General features: G+C 70.3%; 13 protein-coding genes and 1 pseudogene. 1 reads left to right on the top strand and 13 read right to left on the bottom strand.

Annotated features, from left to right (window positions below):
• Positions 1 to 6 precede the first annotated feature (6 nt).
• Positions 7 to 600, bottom strand: a complete 594-nt coding sequence (locus OG289_RS44100) for a TetR/AcrR family transcriptional regulator (RefSeq protein WP_327319632.1) — start codon at positions 598 to 600, stop codon at positions 7 to 9.
• Positions 601 to 738: 138 nt separating this feature from the next.
• On the opposite strand from OG289_RS44100, the gene OG289_RS44095 reads away from it, so the two are divergent.
• A complete protein-coding gene (locus OG289_RS44095) occupies positions 739 to 1194 on the top strand; it encodes a nuclear transport factor 2 family protein (RefSeq protein ID WP_327319631.1) in 456 nt (151 codons plus the stop codon).
• A 270-nt stretch (positions 1195 to 1464) separates the two neighbouring features.
• On the opposite strand, the pseudogene OG289_RS44085 reads toward OG289_RS44095, so the two are convergent.
• The 12 genes and pseudogenes from OG289_RS44085 to OG289_RS44030 form a co-directional block, all read right to left on the bottom strand.
• Positions 1465 to 2553 (bottom strand): annotated as a pseudogene (locus OG289_RS44085) (IS701 family transposase); the annotation flags it as partial.
• A 278-nt stretch (positions 2554 to 2831) separates the two neighbouring features.
• Positions 2832 to 4928, bottom strand: a complete 2097-nt coding sequence (locus OG289_RS44080) for a beta strand repeat-containing protein (RefSeq protein WP_327319630.1) — start codon at positions 4926 to 4928, stop codon at positions 2832 to 2834.
• Between the two features lie 40 nt (positions 4929 to 4968).
• A complete protein-coding gene (locus OG289_RS44075) occupies positions 4969 to 5559 on the bottom strand; it encodes a hypothetical protein (protein ID WP_327319629.1) in 591 nt (196 codons plus the stop codon).
• Entirely contained in the window at positions 5552 to 9808 is a 4257-nt protein-coding gene (locus tag OG289_RS44070; protein ID WP_327319628.1) for a LamG-like jellyroll fold domain-containing protein, read from the bottom strand. The genes OG289_RS44075 and OG289_RS44070 overlap by 8 nt, the downstream gene beginning before the upstream one ends.
• Positions 9805 to 11130: a baseplate J/gp47 family protein gene (locus OG289_RS44065; protein WP_327319627.1), complete on the bottom strand. Its 1326-nt coding sequence runs from the start codon at positions 11128 to 11130 to the stop codon at positions 9805 to 9807. The genes OG289_RS44070 and OG289_RS44065 overlap by 4 nt, the downstream gene beginning before the upstream one ends.
• Positions 11127 to 11801: a hypothetical protein gene (locus OG289_RS44060; RefSeq protein ID WP_327319626.1), complete on the bottom strand. Its 675-nt coding sequence runs from the start codon at positions 11799 to 11801 to the stop codon at positions 11127 to 11129. Before OG289_RS44060 ends, OG289_RS44065 begins: the two co-directional genes overlap by 4 nt.
• A complete protein-coding gene (locus tag OG289_RS44055) occupies positions 11801 to 12172 on the bottom strand; it encodes a hypothetical protein (RefSeq protein WP_327319625.1) in 372 nt (123 codons plus the stop codon). The genes OG289_RS44060 and OG289_RS44055 overlap by 1 nt, the downstream gene beginning before the upstream one ends.
• A complete protein-coding gene (locus tag OG289_RS44050) occupies positions 12172 to 13917 on the bottom strand; it encodes a hypothetical protein (protein WP_327319624.1) in 1746 nt (581 codons plus the stop codon). Before OG289_RS44050 ends, OG289_RS44055 begins: the two co-directional genes overlap by 1 nt.
• Positions 13908 to 14333, bottom strand: a complete 426-nt coding sequence (locus OG289_RS44045) for a hypothetical protein (RefSeq protein WP_327319623.1) — start codon at positions 14331 to 14333, stop codon at positions 13908 to 13910. Before OG289_RS44045 ends, OG289_RS44050 begins: the two co-directional genes overlap by 10 nt.
• Complete coding sequence (locus OG289_RS44040; RefSeq protein ID WP_327319622.1) at positions 14330 to 14839, bottom strand: hypothetical protein; 510 nt, start codon at positions 14837 to 14839, stop codon at positions 14330 to 14332. The genes OG289_RS44045 and OG289_RS44040 overlap by 4 nt, the downstream gene beginning before the upstream one ends.
• Positions 14840 to 14848: 9 nt before the next feature.
• Positions 14849 to 19288 (bottom strand): AHH domain-containing protein, encoded by a 4440-nt coding sequence (locus OG289_RS44035; RefSeq protein ID WP_327319621.1) that lies wholly within the window; start codon positions 19286 to 19288, stop codon positions 14849 to 14851.
• On the bottom strand, positions 19285 to 19485 hold the full coding sequence (locus OG289_RS44030; RefSeq protein WP_327319620.1) for a hypothetical protein: 201 nt from the start codon (positions 19483 to 19485) through the stop codon (positions 19285 to 19287). The genes OG289_RS44035 and OG289_RS44030 overlap by 4 nt, the downstream gene beginning before the upstream one ends.
• Positions 19486 to 19488: the final 3 nt, after the last annotated feature.

Here is a 19488-nt window from a genome sequence, read left to right as displayed (position 1 = left end):
CCGAGTTCAGATCTTCATCTGCGGCTGCGAGTTCCGGAGTGGCGCGAGGCCGTCGAAGACGATGGCGAGCATCCGGTCTCGTACCTCCTCCTTGAGGTGGGCGTGTGCGGAGGCTCGTGATGTGGCCACGAGCAAGGCGTACACCTCGGGCAGTTCGACGTCATCTCGGACGGCGCCGGCGCGTTGGGCATGCTGAAGCAGAGCACCGACGGCTCGACGTAGTCCGTCCGATGCCTGAGCGGCGTCGCCGCCGTTGTCACCACCGGCCTCGAGCAGCGCCTCGGCTATGGCGATTTTGCCGGACGCGTCGGCGACGAGGTGGCTGAAGAAGTCGAAGAACGCTGCACCCGGGTCCGTGGCGTGAAACAGCGTTTCGGCCTGCTCGCGCAGGCGATCGAACCGCTGCACGAGAGCGGCCTCCAGCAGCGCCGCTTTGGTGGGGAAGTGACGGAAGACTGTGGCGATGCCGACGTTGGCCAGGCGGGCCACCTCTTCGGTGGACGCAGACTGGCCGCCCTTGCCGAATACCTCCTCGGCGACGTTCAGAATCCGCTCGCGGTTGGTTCGCGCGTCAGCGCGTTGCGGCCGTCTGCCGCCCATCTCTCGGTTACCTGGGGTGCTCATCGCGCTTTCACTCGTATGCCGCTATCCGAAGTCGCGACTCCGTATAATCGGAGTCCGCACTTCGGATAGTAGTGCGATGCCACTGCACGTCGGCGCAGACGACAGGAGAGTGTCATGACCCAAGCCCTCAGTCCGCGGGAGGTTTTCCTCGCGCTCGTGAACGGTGTTGCGGAGGGCCGCTGGAGCGAACTGCCCGATCTGTATGCGGAGCAGACCCATGTCGTGCACCCGTTCGACCCGCTTCGTGCTGCCGCACTCCGTACCCGCGACGAACTGCGCGAACACTTCAGGCCGACCGACGCCGGCCCCCGGCTGCACCGTCGGGCAACCAACATCACGATCCATGAGACGACCGACCCCGAGGTCATCGTCGCCGAGTTCGAGTACCAGGGAACAGTCGCAGAGACCGGCGAACCCTTCGCGCTGCCCGGCATCTTCGTGCTGCGGGTGCGCGACGGTGAGATCATCAGCTCCCGCGACTATTTCGACCATGTCACCGCCGCCCGAGTCCGCGGGCGACTCGACGTACTTGTCGCGGCCGTGCAGGCGAGCAGTGCCACCTCGGCCTAGAGCGTGTGCTGTTCAGATCTTCATTGGAGGCTGCGGAGCCAGACGACCACGCCGCGCAGGTGGAGTCCGGCAAGGTGGCTGATAGGGGTCTTGGCGTAGCGGGTGGCGAGCCCCCGCCATTCCTTGGTGGCGTCGGCGCCAGTGTGAACAGCGGAGTCGGTGCCCGGTGGTGTGCCGGGGCTGTGTGACGAGGGTCGTGAACAGGTGCTGGATCTCGTTACGGGTCAGTGGGATCAGCTTGTGCTGGGTCTGCTCGGCGGCGGTGACGGCGGCGAGGAAGGCGTGGGCGAGCATGGCGAGGGTGACCCAGCGGTGCCAAGAGGTCCAGCGTCTGACCTGGTGTTCGTCGAGACCGGCCAGGGTCTTGGATGATTGGAACGTCTCCTCGATGGTCCACCGCCGCCGGCAACCATAACGAAGGTGGTCAGGGGGTCTCGGCGGTCGAGTAGCAGCGGTAGTAGGCGAGTTCGCCGGTGCGGCGGTTGTGGCGAGTGGTAGGTGCCGGTGTCCGGGCCGCCCGTCCGCGATCACGGCCAGGGCCCAGTCGTAGTGGCGGTGGCCCTTGGCGCCGGCTCCGGCTCCGGCGGAGAGTTTCTGCCAGGCCCGCTTCGGGATCTTCTTCACCAGGTCATCGGCGCGCTCTTTCCGGCCCGGGTGGTGATGTGGTGGTCACGGGCGACGGCGAGGACGTATGCCTGGCCGCGTTGTTCGAGGGTGTTACGCAGGGGCGTGTTGCCGCCGTATGCCTCGTCGACGGCAACCCAGGCCGCGGTGATCCCGACGGTCAGGGCCCGGTCGATCATGCGGGCGGCGAGCTGGGGTTTCGTCGCGAAGGTGTGGTCCTCCGGAATGCCAGCGGCCCGGCACCGGTCGGGGTCGTCGGTCCAGCAGCGGGGCACGTAGGGTTCCCGGTCGATCGCGGCATGACCTCGCGGGGTGGAGTAGGCGAGGAGGACAGCGACCTCGCTGTTCTCCGACGCGTCCGGCGGTGCCGGTGTACTGGCGCTGGACCCCGACCGTGTGCGTGCCCTTCTTCAGGTCACCGGTCTCATCGACCACCAGGACGACGTCTCCTGTGCCGAGGTGGTCGACGACGAAGCCGCGCAGATCGTCACGGACGGCGTCCGCGTCCCACTTCGCCCGTGCGAGCAGGTGCTGCAGCCGGTCGGGGCTGGCATGGCCGGCGTGCTCGGCCGGCGTCCAGCAGTTCTTCCGTGGCAGGCCCGCCGGCAGGCCGAGGACGAACTCCCGTGCTTGCCGCCGCAATTCGACCCGTGCGAACCGGGAGGCTATCCGGCCCATCAGGACCTCGAACGTCGCCCGCCGGCGAGCGGGATCTGGGCCGTGCACCGCGGCCATCGGTTGTTCGTCTGTCTTCACACACCGATGATCACTGGTGGCCGTACGCATACCCGGAACCGGCTCCGACCAGCAAGATCACGATCCACGGCTGTAGTACTCAGGTGGCGGCGTTGATGGCTGTACCGGCCAGGGAGGCGCTCGCCGCGTCGACGGCGATGAAACCGAGGCGCGAGGCGCTGTTCGAGGACATCGGCACCCCTTCCACGGGGTGGAGGCCCCGGAGAACCGGTGCGAGGACCTCGGCTTCGGCAGGCTCGTCGACGGGCGCACCCAGGTCACCCCGGACCCGGCCTCTCCTCGGGCGCGGTGCCCCGTGCGGCGGGCTGGGCGACGAGTGCGGAGAGGGAACGGTCCGCCGGCCGGCCGATCAGCTCGGGGTGCACGAAGAACCCCTTCTCCTCCTCGGGCTTGATCTCGTCGGTGGTCAGCGGGTTGGCCCGGGCCCAGTTGTCGCAGCGGACTCCGGTGATCTGCCAGCAGACCTCAAGGCCTGCCCCGCCCCCCGCGATCGCGAAGGTGTGATCGGCGAGGGGGCGGCTGACGTGGAGATCGGGGGCCGGGGCGCCGACGGCGGTGAGCTGATAGCGGAAGGACTCGTTCAACGACTCGAACCAATCGGGCAGTTCGACCGTTGCACGGCCGTCCTCGTCGAGGACGGCCGTGCCGTCGTAGGCGGTCTTCAGCTCGGGGGACACGACCGCCGCGTGGACCAGATAGCGGTCTTCGGGCTGGATCGGGTGGTCGATCCTCATGCGGCTCGCGCCGTCGGACACCGTTCCGGTGATCACGACGTCGCCCTCCAGGTAGGCGGCTCGCGACGCCCCCGTCGCGTACAGACCGGTGGCTCCGTCGGCTTTGACTCCGTAGCCCTGGGCGCTGGTGCCGCTGACGCCCGGACCGAAGGTGCAGGTGCCCTCGACGCCGGGATTCGTGCCGCCGCCCTTGCCGAACACCCCGGCGTTCCCCGTACTGCTGCCGGACAGGCCGGGCCCGGCACCTCCGGTGCCCTGTACGCCGGGATTCGTGCCGCCGCCCTTGCCGGACACTCCCACGCCCTGCGTACTCGTGCCCGAGACACCGGTGCCCTGTGTGCTCGACGCAGAGACACCCGCGCCACTCGTGCTCTCGGCGAGGACGCCCGCACCGCTGGTGCTGATGCCCTTGAGGCCGGCGCCGCCGCTGCCGGTGCCGACGACTCCGGCGCTGGATCCGCCTCCGGTACCGGTGACGCCGACGCCCTGCGTACTGGTGCCGGACACGCCCGGGCCCGAGGTGCCGGTTCCCTCCACGCCGGCGTTCGCACCGCCGCCCTTTCCGGTGACGCCGACGCTCTGCGTACTGGTGCCGGACACCCCGGCGCCCTGCGTGCTCGTACCGATCACACCCGCGCCGGACGAGCCGACGCCTTCGACGCCGGCGGAGGTCCCACCCCCCGTGCCGCGGAGACCGACACCGCTGGTGCTGGTGCCCGAGACGCCCGGGCCTTCGGTCGCGCGGCCCGTGATACCCGCGCCCTGCCCTCCCCCCTGACCGGTGACGCCGTCGCCCTTCGTGCTGCTGCCCGAGAGGCCGGGGCCGTCGGTGCTCGTGCCGGACACTCCCGGCCCGCCCGTGGCCTTCCCGTCCACGCCCGGCGAGGTGCCGCCGCCCTGGCCGAGGACTCCGGAGCCTTTCGTGCTCGTTCCGGAGAGCCCGGGACCGGCGAGGGCGGTGCCGACGACGCCCGCGCCCGTACTGCCGCCCGTGCCCGTGACACCGTCGCCCTGCGCGCTGGATCCCTGGACCCCGGGGCCGGTGACACCGGTGCCCGTGACGCCCGGGCCGGAGCCGGTGCCCTCGCCGGAGACGCCGGGGCCGCCGGAGCTCGTGCCCGCCACCCCGGGGCCGACGGTCGAAGACCCGAGCAGTCCTGGTCCGGACCCGGTGGTAATGCCGGACACGCCCGCGCCCTGGACGCTCGTGCCCTCCACTCCAGGACCCCCGCTGCCGATGCCGATGACGCCGGGGCTGCTGGGAGCTCCCTTGCCGGTCACCCCGGCCCCTTGGGTGCTCTCGCCTTGCACGCCCGGGCCTTGGCCGCCAGTGCCCAGCACCCCGGGACCGGATCCGTTGCCGATGCCCGACACGCCGACCCCGCCGGCGCTGATACCCACGACGCCCGTGCCCCCCTGGACGTGCTGGGACCGGCCCACGACTCCTACGCCACCGTGCTGTTTGGTGTCGCCGAACACGCCGCCGACCGGCGCCTCCGTCGTGCCCGTGTTCCCGGTGCTGCCGATGACACCGCTGCCCCCGGAGCTGTCCCCCCACACGCCGAACAGCTGCGGGTGTGGATACGCGCTGGGGACATCCTGTCCCTCGACCTTTGACATGGCCGTCTCCTCTCGGTGTGCCGAAGGGCGTTCCGGACGGTCACTGATAGGCGAGCTGGACGCAGAAGACTTTCACCGCTTTGGCCGGATCCGCGTTCTCGAGGTCAACCGTCAGGAAATAGCGGTTCGAGTCATTCGAGATCTTCACCTCGCGCTCCGGTACGACAGCAGTGCCCAGCGTTGTGGACTGGATGAGGAAGCCGGTGCCGCCTCCGCCGTCCTTGATGTCGCGGGCCACGAGGGACACCGTCAGCGTGCCGGTGCTGGACAGATTGGTCCCGGTCGCGAGCAGCGACTGCACGAGAGCACCGTCCGGAAGCACGATGTTCATGAAGCCGTGCGCCTGGGTCTTCTCCGCCGGCTTCTCGACCATGTCGATGCCCTGTGACCAGGGCGGCACCTCGGCTCCGGCGTCGCTGTAGCGCATCAGGGCGGGGGTGAGCGTGAGATGTCTCGTCAGCGCGCCCAGCGAGTCGATGATCGGGTTGATCTGGTTGTCCGCCAGTGCGGCGAACTCGGCCTCCAGCAGGTGGAAACGGTAGTTGAGTCCGTCCTCGCCGCCCGCTTTGACGCGGTCCTGGTTGTCGATCCAGTCCTTGTGGCTGAACTGGGGCTTGTAGGGCTTAATCATGGCGGTCCTCCCTGCGCAGGTGGATGAAGGGAGACGAGAAGAGGTCCGCGACGTGGTAGGTCGGGAAGGTGTGCAGGCGGGGCCGTTCCGTCTCCTCGTGATCGAGACCGGCCAGGGCCCGCAGGCGGTCGGTGCGGCATTCCACGCCGAGGGGGTGGAACCAGTTGAGGACGTTGAGGATCAGGTCGTACTGCTCCTTCGTGACGGCCGCATCAGGAATCGACTCCAGTGTGGGTTTGAGCCGGACCTCGCACTGGTAGGGCCGCAGCCCCTCGGCGGGGAGATACGTGGCCCGGATCGTCACCCGTCCGGGCGCGACGCCGACGACCGTGCACACCGGGGCGTCGGGCGTCGCCGGTTCGGCGGTGCCGTGGCCGTCCGGAGTGGACGACCACGCGAGCACCTCGCCCACGCCGGTGCCCAGCGGAAGTTCGGCGTCGAGCCGCGGCGGGGCGGGAGGGTCGTCGGCGAGAGGCGAGGGATCGGCGAGGAGCACGGTGCCGCCGTGGCGCGGAGCCATGACGAGGCAGGGCGGGTACGGGGTGCCGGAGGGGCTCGCGGCGAGGGCGGGACCGCCTCGGCCGGGGCTGAACACCTGCGGCAGGCGGACGTCGGTGGCGACGTCGACGAGGTGCACCCGGCCGACCGTCGAGGGCGAACCTTCCGTCGCCACGTACAGCAGCTTCCCGTCGCCGCTGAGGCTCAGCGCCACCGGCTCGGCGCCTGCGGGGAATCCGTCGATGAAGGCCGTCGGATTGCGGCCCGGCGGGCGGTAGACCCGGATGCTTCCGCCGCCGTCCGGACCCGCTCCGGGGCAGATCACGTACAGCTTCTTCCCGTTCGCCGTGACGGCGCCGGAGTGGGCCTTCGGGTCGCCCGTGTCGACGGTCTCGCGCAGGGTCAGTGTCGCGCGTTCCACTCGGCACCATCGGCCGTCGTCCAGAACCGCGTACAGGAAGGGGCTGTCGGCGGCAACCACGAGGGACTTCGGCACGGCGGGCAGTTGCAGCGGGGTCGCCTGCTCTCCGGTCGTCAGGGCGAAGGCACGCAGGGTCTTGTCGCCGCAGCCGGCGTAGAGCCGGTCGGTGTCGGTCGCCAGGGCTGCGGGGCCGGGGCAGGTGAGGTCCGACAGGGTGGTGGCCGGCTCCAGGTTCGCGGGAGTCAGGGCCGAGATGCGGCCGAGCCGTTCGTGCGCCACGAAGAGGCGTCCGCCGCCGAAGGCGACAGCACCGGGGAAGGGGTCGACCCTGCGTGAGGTGTCCAGGCGGATCCGGGGAGCGGGGCGCCGGGAATCCGCCTTGAGGGCGAAGGAGGTGATCCGGTGCGAGCCCGGCTCGGTGAGGAAGACCTGTGAGCCGTCTGCGGCGAAGCAGGCCTCGGTGGGTTCGGCGGCGGGAGTGACCTCGACCGGGACGGACTCCCCGGCGTCGACCTCGCTCGGGCCGGACACCGTGAGTTGCTCGCCGGGAGCGACGGCGACGCGCACGGTCTCCGGTCCGCCCGGCTCGGCGGGTGCGTCGATCCGGATGTGGTCGAAGCCCGCCGCGAAGGTCCGTGCCGCGAGGGCCGAGGCGGTCAGCCTGGAGTGACGGAGCCGCAGCGCCCGGCCCTGGGCATGGAGGGCGGTGTCGGGGTCGGATTCCGTGGGCTCGCCCGGGGCCGGTTCGCCCTCTGCCTTCGGGACGTACGACATGAGCACCATGAGGTCGCCGGCTGTTTCCGAGAGCAGGTCGAGCAGCCGGTCGAGGGCGTCGGCGGTGACGCGCTGCATCATCCGGTTCCCGGGCTCGGTGCGGTAGTCGACGGGGCGTGGGGGTCGGGTCAGGTCGTCGGTGCGTACGCGCAGCATGTGCGGGTCGAAGTCGTTGGTGGGCGGGCCCGCCGCGGCCACCTCGGTGGCGTCGCGGCGACCGGTGCCGCTGACGCTCTGTCCGGCCGTGAGGGAGGTGTCGGACAGGCCGATCCGGATCCGGCGGGTGCCGCTGCCGACGTGGCCGCGGCGCACGACCTCGACCCGGACCGAGACGTCGCCGGCGGCGACGGCGTGCACGGTGCCCGGCTTGCGCGGCAGGAAGGCGGCGTCACCGGCTCCCGAGCGGAGGACGGACCAGCGGATCTCGGCGTCGGCGAGGTGGGAGGGATCGGGCTCGATGCCGAGGACAAGAGCGCCGCCTTCCGTGACATCCGGCAGGCCGAGGGGCGCGTCCGTGGTGCCCGTGGTGATATGGAAGACATCGCCGCGCGGCTGGGCCGCGTAGATGTGGCCCTCCCTGGTGTGATGGACCCAGCCGAAGCCGGCCGCGTGGGCGAGCGCGCCGAGTTGTGCGGGGCCGATGGTCGGCGCGTGGGTGAGCAGGAGGGCGCGCCCGACGCCGTGCAGGCCGGTGGCGGTGGCGTCGTACGCCTTGAGGACGTGCAGTGCACCGGGGGCCGTCTCACCTGGATTCGCGGGGTCGCCTTCCGCCGGGCGGCCCAATCCTGCGAGGCGGTCGAGGAGAGCGTCCAGGGCGCGGACGACGACGAGTTGCATCCGGCGGCCGTCCTTGTCGTCCTCGAAGGTCAGTCCGGGCCGGTCCGGGTAACTGATGAGCCAGGCGGGGTCGAAGTCGGGTTCGTCCCGGGCGGCGGTGCCGACGGCGGCCTCCTCGGGCGTGCCGACTTCGCCCGCGGCGGTGACGGATTGACTCACCGGCAGCTCCGTCGGCAGGACGCGCAGGGGGTGTCCGCCCGTGGCCACGGCCTCGGTCCGTTCCCGCACCACGAAAGGCTCGGGGTCTTCCGGGTCGGCGGCGATCGCTCCGGCCGCCGTGTTCACCGCGGCCTGGAGTCGGTCGGGGGTGGGCAGGAGCCAGCGGTGGAAGATCCGGAGCCGACGGCGGTACTGCTCGTCGGCTTCGCCGGTGACCGGGTCGAAGGTGTCACGGGCCGCGCCGGAGACCCGCACCTCCTCGATCAGGCCCGTGTACTGCGCGGTGGTCGCCGCGTCCTCCAGGGTCTCCGTGGCCCGGCCGATCACGAGCTTGGCGGTGCTGGTCAGCGCGCCGAGGGGTGCGTCGGTCGCGTAGCGGGCCACCTCCTGTCCGTCGACATGGAGCACGACGGCGGCGGTCGGTCCCTCGCGGGCGAGCACGCCGGCGATGTGGTGGAAGGCTCCGTCGCCGAGGTCGCGGTCGGCGAACAGGTCGACCTCGTGGCTGCCGTCGGAGAGGGAGAAGCGGAGGTTGTGGTCGATGCCGCGGAAGGTGCCCACCGTCAGGGCCCAGCCCTTGGCCTCGGGGGTGTTGGGCTTCTCGCGTTTGGCGACCACGGCTCCGGTCGTGGTGGCCCGGTCGGGTCGCACGACGGCCTCGACGGTGAAGTCGGCGGTGGCCGGGAGGGCGAAGACCGGAGCGTCGTCGACGCTGATGAAGCTCTCGCCCGGCCCGAAACCGAAGGCGTGTGCGAAGCGCCCGGTCCGACCGCTGCGGGCGCCGGTGTTGTGACCCTGGCGGGCGGGTGCGGCGGCGTCGACGACGGTGGTCACCTCGGCGTCGGGGTCCGGGGGTTCGTCCTCGTCGGACGGCGGGACGTCGTCGAGGTGGAAGAGCGCGATCGTGGCGTCGTCCACCGTGTGTGGCCGGGGCGGGAAGCGGGGTGCGCCCAGGTCGAGGCCGAGGAGGTCGAGGCTGGCGCCGTGGGCGGTTTCGGTGTTCCGCTGTGCCGTCACGTCCCGGAGGTGTTCGGCGATGACCTCGTGTTCCGCGCCGATGACCCAGAGCAGTTTGGCCAGGTTCCCCAGCAGTGCGGTGACCTCCCAGGTGACGGTCCCGAAGCCGCGGGCGGGGGTGAGGGGGGCGAGGTCGACGAGCTGCAGCCGGTCGGTGACGTCGGCCGCGCGGCCGGGGATCGGGACCGTCACGGCGCGTCCGGCCGGGTGGCCCGCCGGGATCCGTACGTCCACGTGTTCCTTGCGCGCGCCGGTTTCCCGGGTGAAGGAGACCCGGACAGTGAGGGGTTCGGTGACGTCCTGCCGTGGGGTGAGCAGATAGCGGGGGGAGGCGGGCGGCTTGCCGTAGAAGCGCTCGTAGCCGGCGAAGTCGTACTTGCGGACGGGGATCGTCCCGTCGTCCCGCGCGGGGTCGAGCGGAACGGTCATGCGCTCCATCCCCCGGTCGTACGTGGCGGGGAGGGCGTCCCGCATGACGGCGAGGGCGCCGCCCGGCAGCGGGTCACGGAAGCGGAGACGGCCGCAGGGTGTCGTCGTGCTCATGTGACCACGACCTGGAGGTCGGCCATGGAGGTGTCCACGGAGAAGCGGGCGATCTCGTCGGGGGCGAGGTCCAGGTTCTCGCCCACGGACAGTTCCTGGGAACCGCCGTAGATGCCTCCGTCGTAGTAGGTCTGCCCGAAGGCGGGGGCGAAGCGGCGCAGCCGCAGGTTCTGCACGTCCACCACGCCCGCGGCGGTGCGGGCGCTGAGGACGATGTCGGAGTAGAGCACGCCGTGTCCGAGCCGGAGCCGGTTGACGGAGGCTCGTACGGCGTCGAGGATCGCGCCCTTGACGGCTTCCTCGTCGTGGCCCGCCTCGACGACCAGGGTGGCGCGTATCCCCACGTCGACCTGGTTGGCCGCCAGGACGTCGGGGAAGATCGACACCGGCCGCCACTGCCGTATGACGTCGAGGACCTCTTCGTACACTCCGGCGACTAGCGCCTCGCCACTGTGCCAGGGCCAGCCGGGCTCGGCGGCCACGACGATGTCGAAGAAGTAGGGGGAGCCGGTCTGGCGCTCCCTGGAGAAGGCGCGGCTGCCGAAGCGGAAGGTTCCGAAGGAGCGCCGGGTGGCCTCCACCCCGCCGAGGGGGTCGAAGATCGCCGCGTCTCGCACGCCGTTCACATCGAGCACCTGGGCGAGCAGCGCTTCCTGGGTCCACACGGTGCGGGGGACGCCGAGCAGGCGGGCCCGGTAGACGGCGTCGGACTCGCCGAGGTCCCCGTCGTGGAAGGTCTGTTGCGCGACGGCCTCGACCTCGGCGGTGCCCAGGTTGAGGTTGTGCCGGGCCCATTCAGGGTCGAGTCGCAACTTGCTGCCGGCGGGGATGTTCCCGTCGTCACCGCGCGCGACGGCCTCGACCTCGACCGTCGCGGTCGACTGCTCCGTGGTGAGGATGACGGCCCGTGCGCTCCGGAAGGCCAGGACGGGCTCGTCGGCGACGGGCACGGTCACGATGACCGTGCCCTGCGGAAGGGCGTAGCGGCGGTCGGATTCCGGCTTCGCGATCGTGAGGAAGACGGGGCCGCGGGCGCGCAGCTCGCGGCGGGGCACTCCGAGGTCGCAGCCGAGCAGGTCCAGGCTGGGGCCCTCGGCGGTGGTGATGAAGGTGCCGTAGTACTGGGATTCCAGGGCCCGCCACAGCTCGTGGGTGTCGAGGGCCGCGGCGTCCAGGACCTTGCGCAGGGCGCTGCCGGAAGTGAGGTCGACATCGTCGCCGAACATGGCTCGGGCGCGGGTCTGCTGGTCGGCGATGATCCGGTCGATGCCCTTGACGACGAACCCGTCCTCGCCGACGCCGAACCGTTCCTCGGAGGTCATGGGGTTCCCCTTGCTCGGAGGGTGAGAGTGGTGTTCGCGATGGTGTCGACGATGGCGTAGACCGCGTAGACGCGTGCCGCGTGCGCGGCGGCCACCTCCCGGCGGTGGGTCTCCTCGTCGAGTCCGGGCCGCAGCTCCAGATAACGCGGGTCGTCGTCGAAGAACACCTCGCGCACGTCGGTGACCCGAAGGTCCGAGCTGAGGCAGCGGACGAGTTCCATCGTGAGGAACTCCTTGCGGGTGGGCAGGTCGTGGGCGTAGGCGCTGATGGCCAGGCGGTCGAAGCCGAACCGGGTGTTGAGCCGGTCGCTGCCCGTCTGGGTGGCGACGCCCAGCTCCAGCGCCTGGCTCAGGGCGTCGGCGTCGACGACGAGGGCGAGGTCGTGGGAGCGCCCGTCGAGGACGAGGTCCCCGTCGTCAAGGGCGAGGCTGCGGCCGAGACTCGGTGCGCCTTCGCGCGGGACGTCGCCGGACAGGTACGGGCGGATGGCGGCGGCCAGTTCCGGGCCGGCCGCCGAGGCGCGGAAGGCGGTCGCGAGGGACGCGGTGGGGGGCGAGGGGCCGGCCCTGAGGGAGTCTGAGGCCTGTCCTCCGGGCCGGCCTCCGGCCTCGCCGGCGCCGGCGCCGGCAGGACGGTCGTCGCGCGGTTCCAGCGGTTCGTTCTCGATCATCAGAGGGTCTCCAGCACGGTCTGGCCGGGGTTGGCCACCGTCCACCGTCCGGGGCCCTGCCCGCTCGCGGTGACCCCGGAGGCCGTGGCCAGCAGGACCGGGGTGCCGCCGACGGCAAGCTTCTTCGACCATCCGTCGGGGGTCGCCGGGGTGATGACGCAGGGCTGGGGCCCACTGGGAGTGGTCGCGGTGCAGGGTGTGATCATGCCCGGTACGGGGGTGGCAGCCGAGCCGAACGCGAGGCCGCTCTCCTTCCCGGCGAGGACGACTCCTTTGCCCTTGACGGTGACCCGGGGGTCGCCCGCGGCGAGCGTGAGCCTGCCCTGGTGGGTGCACTGGATGATCGCGCCTTCGACGACTACGAGAGACATCAGCTGATCGCCACCTTTCCCTTGCCGATCGTGAGGGTCACTCCCCCGGACTTGAGCACCACGTCCTGCGTTCCACCGTCGACGGTGACGTTTCCGTCGGCGTCGATCTTGACGGTGGTCCCCGACTTGTGGGTGAGCAGGAAGACTTCGGCGTCCCCTTCGGTGGGCCGGTCGCCGACCGGTGAGCATTCCTTCTCGCCGATCGCGATCTTCAGCCCGATCGCCTCCACGACCCGGCGGCCGTCCGCGGCGATCAGGTCGTTGGCGCCCTTGCCCGTGGGCTTGGGCGAGTTGCCGCTGGTGAGCTCGGTGGGCAGGCAGAGCCACCAGTCGCCCTCCTTGGATTTCGGGCGGTCCGCCTTGGGATCGTTGGCCCACAGGAAACCCGTCACCACGGCGTCGTCGGGGTCGTCCCTGACCTGGTTGAGGAGGGCGCGCATGCCGCTGTACACCGGGACCGAGAGACCGACGTTGTGCCAGGCGAAGGGTGACGCGACAGGCTTGTCGTGCCGTTCCCCGTTCTCTCCGGTGACCGCCACGTCCACGCTGGGCGACGCCATGGCCTCGTTGGGCCGCTGGCCGACGAATACGCTCGCCACCCGCTGGGCCGGCTTGGCCTTGTCGACGTGGCCGACGTCGACGGAGGGGGTGGCGGCGGCACGCTCCTGGGCCTTGCCTGCGATCAGGTCGGCGATCGAGTGGGCGGTCGCCTTGCGGGCGAGCTCACTGCGCCGGTGGTTGCCGCCTTCGATGCTGAACTCCACGGCGCGGCCGGAGCAGGTGTATCCGTTCCGCGGCGAGAACGTGTGGGTCAGCTGGAGGACGCGGAAGCCCCGGAGCGGCTTCTCGTAGCCCTCCACTCCGGCCGCCACCATCTGCCCGGCCCGTAGGGAGGGGACGCCGAGCACCGTGAAGTCGAAGACCGCCACCTTCTCCGGGTCGGTCGGGTCGGTGGTGAGGGTCTGTTTGCCGACCGCTTCCAGCTGTGCGGGTTTGAACTCGGCCAGCCGGGCGACGGTCATCGTCTTGTGCGCGACGAGGCACTCCTCGCTGAGCATCATGGCCGCGAGCACCTCGTCCTTGGGAATGTCGGGGAACCTGCTCGCTTCGGGCGGATGGCTGAGGGTCTTCCCGCACTGGACCGCCCCGTCCTGGACGAGGATTTCGTACCCCCATTTGTCGGCCATTCCTCTGAGCAGCGCGAAGGCGTTCTTCCCGGTCCTGTTGATCTCGCGGAGGTAGGCGCAGGGTTCCTCCGGCCCCACCACCTTGACCCCGGCGAGCCCGGCGATGTGCTCCGCCGCGTCGTAGGGCGTCGTCTCGGGCTTCGAGAAGGCGGCCCTGGGCGGATGGCTGCCCGGGTCGGTGTGGTTGAGCAGCCGGTACGCGGCCTCCTCGAACCCGGTGAGGCGCAGGGCGAGCGGAGGGAACCGGGTCGTCGACTTGATCGCGTCGACCCTGCCCGACAGGACCACTTCCCGCCCGGAGGGGTCGTCCAGATATCCGAGGTGGATGTCGACGTCAACTCCGCCCTCGGGGCCGGTCTCCTCCACGAGAGCGGCCGTCAGCGCCTTGTGAAGGTCGACCGGCAGGTCCGCGAAGGTGATGTCGAACGTTCCCGGTTCACCGATCTCGTACTTGATCACGATCTCGGCGTCGGCCAGCACCGACCCGCTGCGGGCGTCGTTCGAGATCTTCTGCCGCAGGATCGGGAAGTCGAGCAGGTACCAGAGGATCACGCCCATCGCCGTGCCACCCCGATCACGATCCGGGAGCCGTAGTGGCCGCTTCCGTTGAGGTTGCCGCGGGCCACCGTCGCCTCGACGAGCTTGACGGCCAGCGGGCCCGCCGCGTGGACGAGGTCCGGCTCGGGAACGAGCTTGCGCAGGAAGAGGACGCGCGGGCCGTCGGGGCCGGGGCCGGTCACCCTGAGCACCAGGTGGCCGGGGGGCACGGGCTGCAGTTCGGGCTTGATCGGCTGGGGCACTCGGCTCCACTCCGCGAGGTCGTACAGCGTCTCGGGCGGGTCGTCCTCGCCCCCGTCGAAGTTGGCGTACAGGGCGAAGTCGTAGGCGATGTCGCCCACCGGACACCGGAAGACCTGCGGAAGCCCCGCGTCGGGCTCGACCGGAAGTCGGTGAAAGAGGAGTTCGGCGGTCACAGTCCACCTCCCAGCTGGCGGGCCGGAGAAATCATCTCGCTCACGCTGGGGATCGCGACGGAGCCGGCGGCGAGCGCGAGGTCCATGGCTTCCCCGAGCATCGCGGTCAGGCTGGAGCGGGGGACCTGTTCGAGGCTGATGGTGACGTCCAGGGCGTCGCGCTTCTGGTTGGACTGGGTGAAGCGCAGGCTGGTGATCTGCATGTCGAGGCTGACGGTCATCCCACAGACCACCGGCAGCCCGGCCACCTTCATCAAGGGCGCAGTGGAGCCCGCCAGCGCACGCGAGGTGAGCGCCATCGCCTCCAGGCCCTTCTTGGACAGCAGACGGGTCCTGCCGACGAGTACGGCTTCCACACTGATCGATCTGGTCGTCGGCGCGACGAGCTGGGCGAGGCGGCTGCCGGCGATCCTGGCCACCTGATACCCCTCGCTGAGGGACAGGCTGGTGACCGTGAACAGCGGCACCGCGCCGATCAGGACGGGAACGTTCACACCGGCGGGCATGGTCCGCGCCTACCTTCCCCGGTCATCTCCCCGGCCTCCTCGCTTGTTCGCTCGCTTCTTCTTCCGCGCCGGCTTCGACGGGTCCTCGACGACGTCGTACAGAGGTTCGCCCAGCACGTCTTCGGTACCCACGTCGACGCGAACGCGCGGTTCGGGCTCGACGCGAATGCGCGGTTCGGGCCCGACGCGAATGCGCGGTTCGGGCCCGACGCGTACGCGGGGGACGTCTGCGGACGACTCTGCGGGCTCGGCCTCGGTGGCCACCCTCGTGCGCACTTCCGGCTCGGACAGGGGCTCGGTCTCGGACGTGGTCGCAGGCTCGGGCCTGCCCTCAGGCTTGACCTCGGTCTTGGCCTCGGTCCTGCCCTCCGGCTCGGGCAGAGGCTCGGTCTCGGACGTGGTCGCAGGCTCGGGCCTGCCCTCCGGCTTGACCTCGGTCTTGGCCTCGGTCTTGGCCTCCGGCTTGGGCTTGGCCCCGGTCTTGGGCTTGGCCTTGGGCTTCGCCTTGCGCTTGGGTGTGGCCTCGGATTTGACCTTGACCTCGGCCCTGGGCTTGACCTCGGCCCTGGGCTTGACCTCGGCCCTGGGCTTGGCCGTGGGCGTGGGCTTGGCCTCGGCCTCGGCCTTCGACTTGACCTCGTCCTTCGGCTTGGGCTTGGCCTCGGCCTTCGACTTGGCCTCGGACGCGGGCTTGACCTCGGACGCGGGCTCGGCCTCGAGCTTGGCCTCGAGCTTGGCCTTCGCCTTCGCCGGGGGCTGGGGCTTCGGTACCTGCTCGGGTCCCGTCGTCTTCGGACTCGCCTTCCGGGGCGCCCTTGGTGCCCTCTTCTTGCGCGGTGGGGCCTTCACCGTCTCGAGCAGCTCGAGCTGCTCCGCGTCGGTCAGCCACTCCAGGTTGTGCTTGTACCCGTCGAACCACTGGGCGAAGTTCTCGTGTCCCGTGCCCGTGGCGGGTGGCGGGTGCCACCCGTGGATGAGGTCCTCCTTGATCCTGGACATCTCGTGGATCACCCCGTCCGCCCCGCTCTGCTTCCTGGCCTCGACCAGTCGCCTCGTTATCTCCTTGTAGTAGTTGTCCGTGTGCAGCACCTGATGACGTGTCCCGGCCTGCGGAATGATCTTCGGGTCCATGGAGGTCTTGGGCAGGTAGATGCCGTTCAGCGGGTCGTCATCGGGATTGACACCCGCCCATTCGAGGATGTCCCTCGCAGGCTCCGCGCGACGGTCCGACGCCGGCGCGGGGTGGTGCGCGTCCTCCCCGTACGCCTTGTGCTGGCCGATGCCCTCCATGGACGCCGTCAGCTCGTGCGACGGCGACCCGGCCTCCCCGGTCTTCGACTTGAGCTCGTCGCGGGCGCCCAGCTGCTCCGCCGGCGCCTCACCGGGCTCGTGGTGCAGGGCCTTGGCCTCACGGCTCGTCTTCGCCTCCGCCTCCGCCACGATCTCGGCGACGTGTCCCTCGGTCGTGCCCTGGGCCTTGAGCAGGTCCTCGAACTTCTCCAGGTGCTCCATCGCCTTCGCGGGGTCGGTCTCGGACATCCGCGCGATCTGCCGTAGCGCGTTCCCCATCTCCTTCGGGTTCTTGACCTTGTTCTTCGGGAACCGCTTGCGCAATTCCTTGATCCGCTGCCGTACCGGGGCCCGTTCGGCGACCGTCGCCTTGACACGAGGTGCCTTGAGCGGCCGATCCACCCTCCGCCAGGCCCCCTTCTTCCCCTGGCGCAGCTTGTCGAGGAGCTCGCTGAACTCCACCGCCTTGCCGTCGGCGACGTCTTTCGCGCGGATCTTCTCGAGTCTCGCGATCATGGCGTCGAAGGCCTCCGCCTCTCCGGCGGAGCGGGCGTGCATCTGTCCCACGACGGCGATCCCGTACTGGTGAACGGCGTCCATGCGCCGGCTGTCCCCGGCCAGCATCGCCAGCAGGTCCGCCTTCACCTCGGCCTGGGCCCCGATCCGGCCGAAGCCGATCTGTTCCAGCATCTTGGTGAACCGAGCGCCCTCGCCCTCCTGGAGCGCCTCGGCCACCCTGTCGACCTCGGCGATCGCGAAGCCGTCCTTCCCGGTCAGCCGACCGAAGGCGTGTGCCAGCTCCGGTGTGAGGCCACCCGACTTGGCGCCCAGCACGCGCAGGACCTCGGCCTTCCCCCGGATGTCGGTGATGACGGAGCCGAGCCGTGGATGCTCCATCAGCGCTGCCAGATGGCTGCCCTTGGGCACGTCGACCTCTTGCAGGAGCACGCCGAGGCGGGCGCCGTCCTCCTCGGGCAGCATGATCAGCAGGTCCACGACCGCATGTTCGTCCTTGAGCCCGTTCAGTACGGCGCTGCCCGCGTGCAGTGCCTCGGCCAGCCGGGTGAACCGTGCGGCGATCTTCTCGCCTTCGAACACCTTGAGCATCTTGAGGAAGCGCAGGATGGCGACGATCTTCTCGATCTTGACGAGTGCCTCGACGGCGGCCTGGATCTCCGAGATCCAGGTGAGCGCCTCGATGATCACGGCCCATTTGATCCTCGTGGCCGCGCGTGGGCCGACCCCGAAAAGAGCGGCACCGCGCAGACCGTCGACGAGTGTGGCGCCGACCTTCTGGATCAGGACCTGCAATTGCCTGGTCGACTCGGCGTGACCGTAACTGGCCAGGTAGCAGGTGACCGTGAGCTTGAGGAGCTCCCAGAGCCCGGAAAGGATCTTCTCGGGCTGGGTCAGCATGATCTTGAAGGAGTCGAGCGTCCCCAGGACGAATCCCATCGCCGCTCTGACGGCCTCCTCGAATTCGATCATCATCTTGAGGTTGACGACGGCGGTCTGCTCCTGCTCGACGTTCCGACTCAGCCCGGCGTCGTGGTGCATCGACAGGTTGAGCGCCTCGGCCACGAGTCCGATGAACTCCCGTACGGTCAGGGATTTGTGGTCGCCGAACTTCTTGCCGACCTCCGTGAGCAGCTCCCAGAGCTCGCTTCCCATGTCGGCGAAGAGCTGCTCGTACAGGCCGGCCCGGATCAAGCGGTCCCGGACCGCCTGCAATTGGGCCAGGCCGTCCAGCGAGATCATGATCTGGATGATCGCGTGCCGTTGTTCTTCGAACGTCCACGCCTTGACCAGGATCTCCAGATACCTCTCTCTCGTCTTCTCGTCCACCAGGGCGAACGCCTTCGCGTTCATCTCGCCCAACTGGGCGGCGGCCTTCTCCAGACTCTCGTCGTTCCCGGCGAGGCCGGCGTCCACCAGGCGGTCGAGATCCTGGAAGGTGAGGACCCTCAACTCCTCGGCCGAAAGCCAGTGTTCCTGGGTCGACTTGCTGATCTGGATCCAGCGTTTGCCCTCCTCCACGCTCCCCCACACCCAGCCGCGTTCCTTGGTCCACAGCAGATTCACCCCGTACCGGTGACCGTCCAGCGTGGTGACGACGGACAGGACGTGGAAGCCCGTGAAGGTGCTAATCCTCTGGCCCTCGAGCTCCCGGCTCGACACCTCTTTGCCGATGGTCTCGTCGGTGACGGTGGGTGCGGTGGCGACGGCCCAGTAGAAGCTGTCCGACGTCCCGAGCGGCCCCTGAAGGACGGCGAAGGAGCGGGCGCCGAAGAGGTGGTCGCCCAGTTGGACCGCATGGATGAGGCTGCGCGAGCGCGCGTGGCGGGTCGCCTCGCCCAGCATCACGAGTTGGGTGGCGCCGATGACCATCACGGCGCGTCCGTCGACCGGGCTCGGCCCCTGGAAGACCTCGCGCCGCGGATCCGTCACCACCGTCACGCCGGGGTCCTGTTCGGAGCCCGCCCCGGCAGCCCCGCCCGCCTCGCCGGACACGTCCGGCGCGGGTGCGGCCGCCGTCGTCGTCGGCGCCCCTGTGCCGATGGTGGCGGTGGGGGCGGGGGCGGCCGCCCCGGGAAGGGGCGGCGCCTGCGGCGCGGTGTCGGTGGTGGGGGTACCAGTCCCGGTGCCGGCCGTGTCTGTCATGGCGGCCGTCTCGGAGGTCCCTTGTGCGTCGGCCGGCGGCGCGCCGACGTGTGCGGTCTCCTCTGTGCCGTCCCCTCGGCTCTCGCCTCGGTCAGCCGCGCCGGTCCCCTGTCCGGCACCGCCCTTTCCTTCCTTCTCGTCCTCCTCGTGCGCTCCCGGCCCTTCTCCCCCTCCGTCGTCCGCGTCGGCCACGGCCATGGCGAAGGTGAGGTGGCCGCGACTGCTCGGAGTGGGCTCCACCGGTGTTCCGGCCGCCGACCCGTCGCCGGCCGGTGGCCACCCCTGCCGTGGACCGGTGATCCCCGCGCTCTCGTCGTCCTTGTCGATCGCGTCGGCGACCGCGCGGAGCAGCAGTGCTTCCAACAGTCCTTCGTAGGTGTGCCGTTCGTCGTCCCCGGTGAACGCGACCGACGTCGGCAGATGCAGTCGCCGGTACGCCACGCCGCGTACCGCCGTCTCCGCGGCGGTGCCGGGGGTGGCTTCGACGGGTGTGTTCACGGCGCCGCCCGCGAGCGATCCGACTCCTCGGCCGGGACGATCTCGGTGTATCCCGCCGCCGCGATCTTGGCCCGTGCGAAGCGCAGGCGTGCGATCAGAGCCTCCTCGACCACCTCGACCAGGCGTTCCAGAGCGGCGGGCGAGGGAGTCCCCGTGATCTTTACGGTGATGGGGAAGTGACAGGTGATCGTGGGCATGTG

The organism is Streptomyces sp. NBC_01235 (assembly GCF_035989285.1).
Lineage (GTDB): Bacteria > Actinomycetota > Actinomycetes > Streptomycetales > Streptomycetaceae > Streptomyces.
This window is presented reverse-complemented; position numbering and strand designations above follow the sequence as displayed.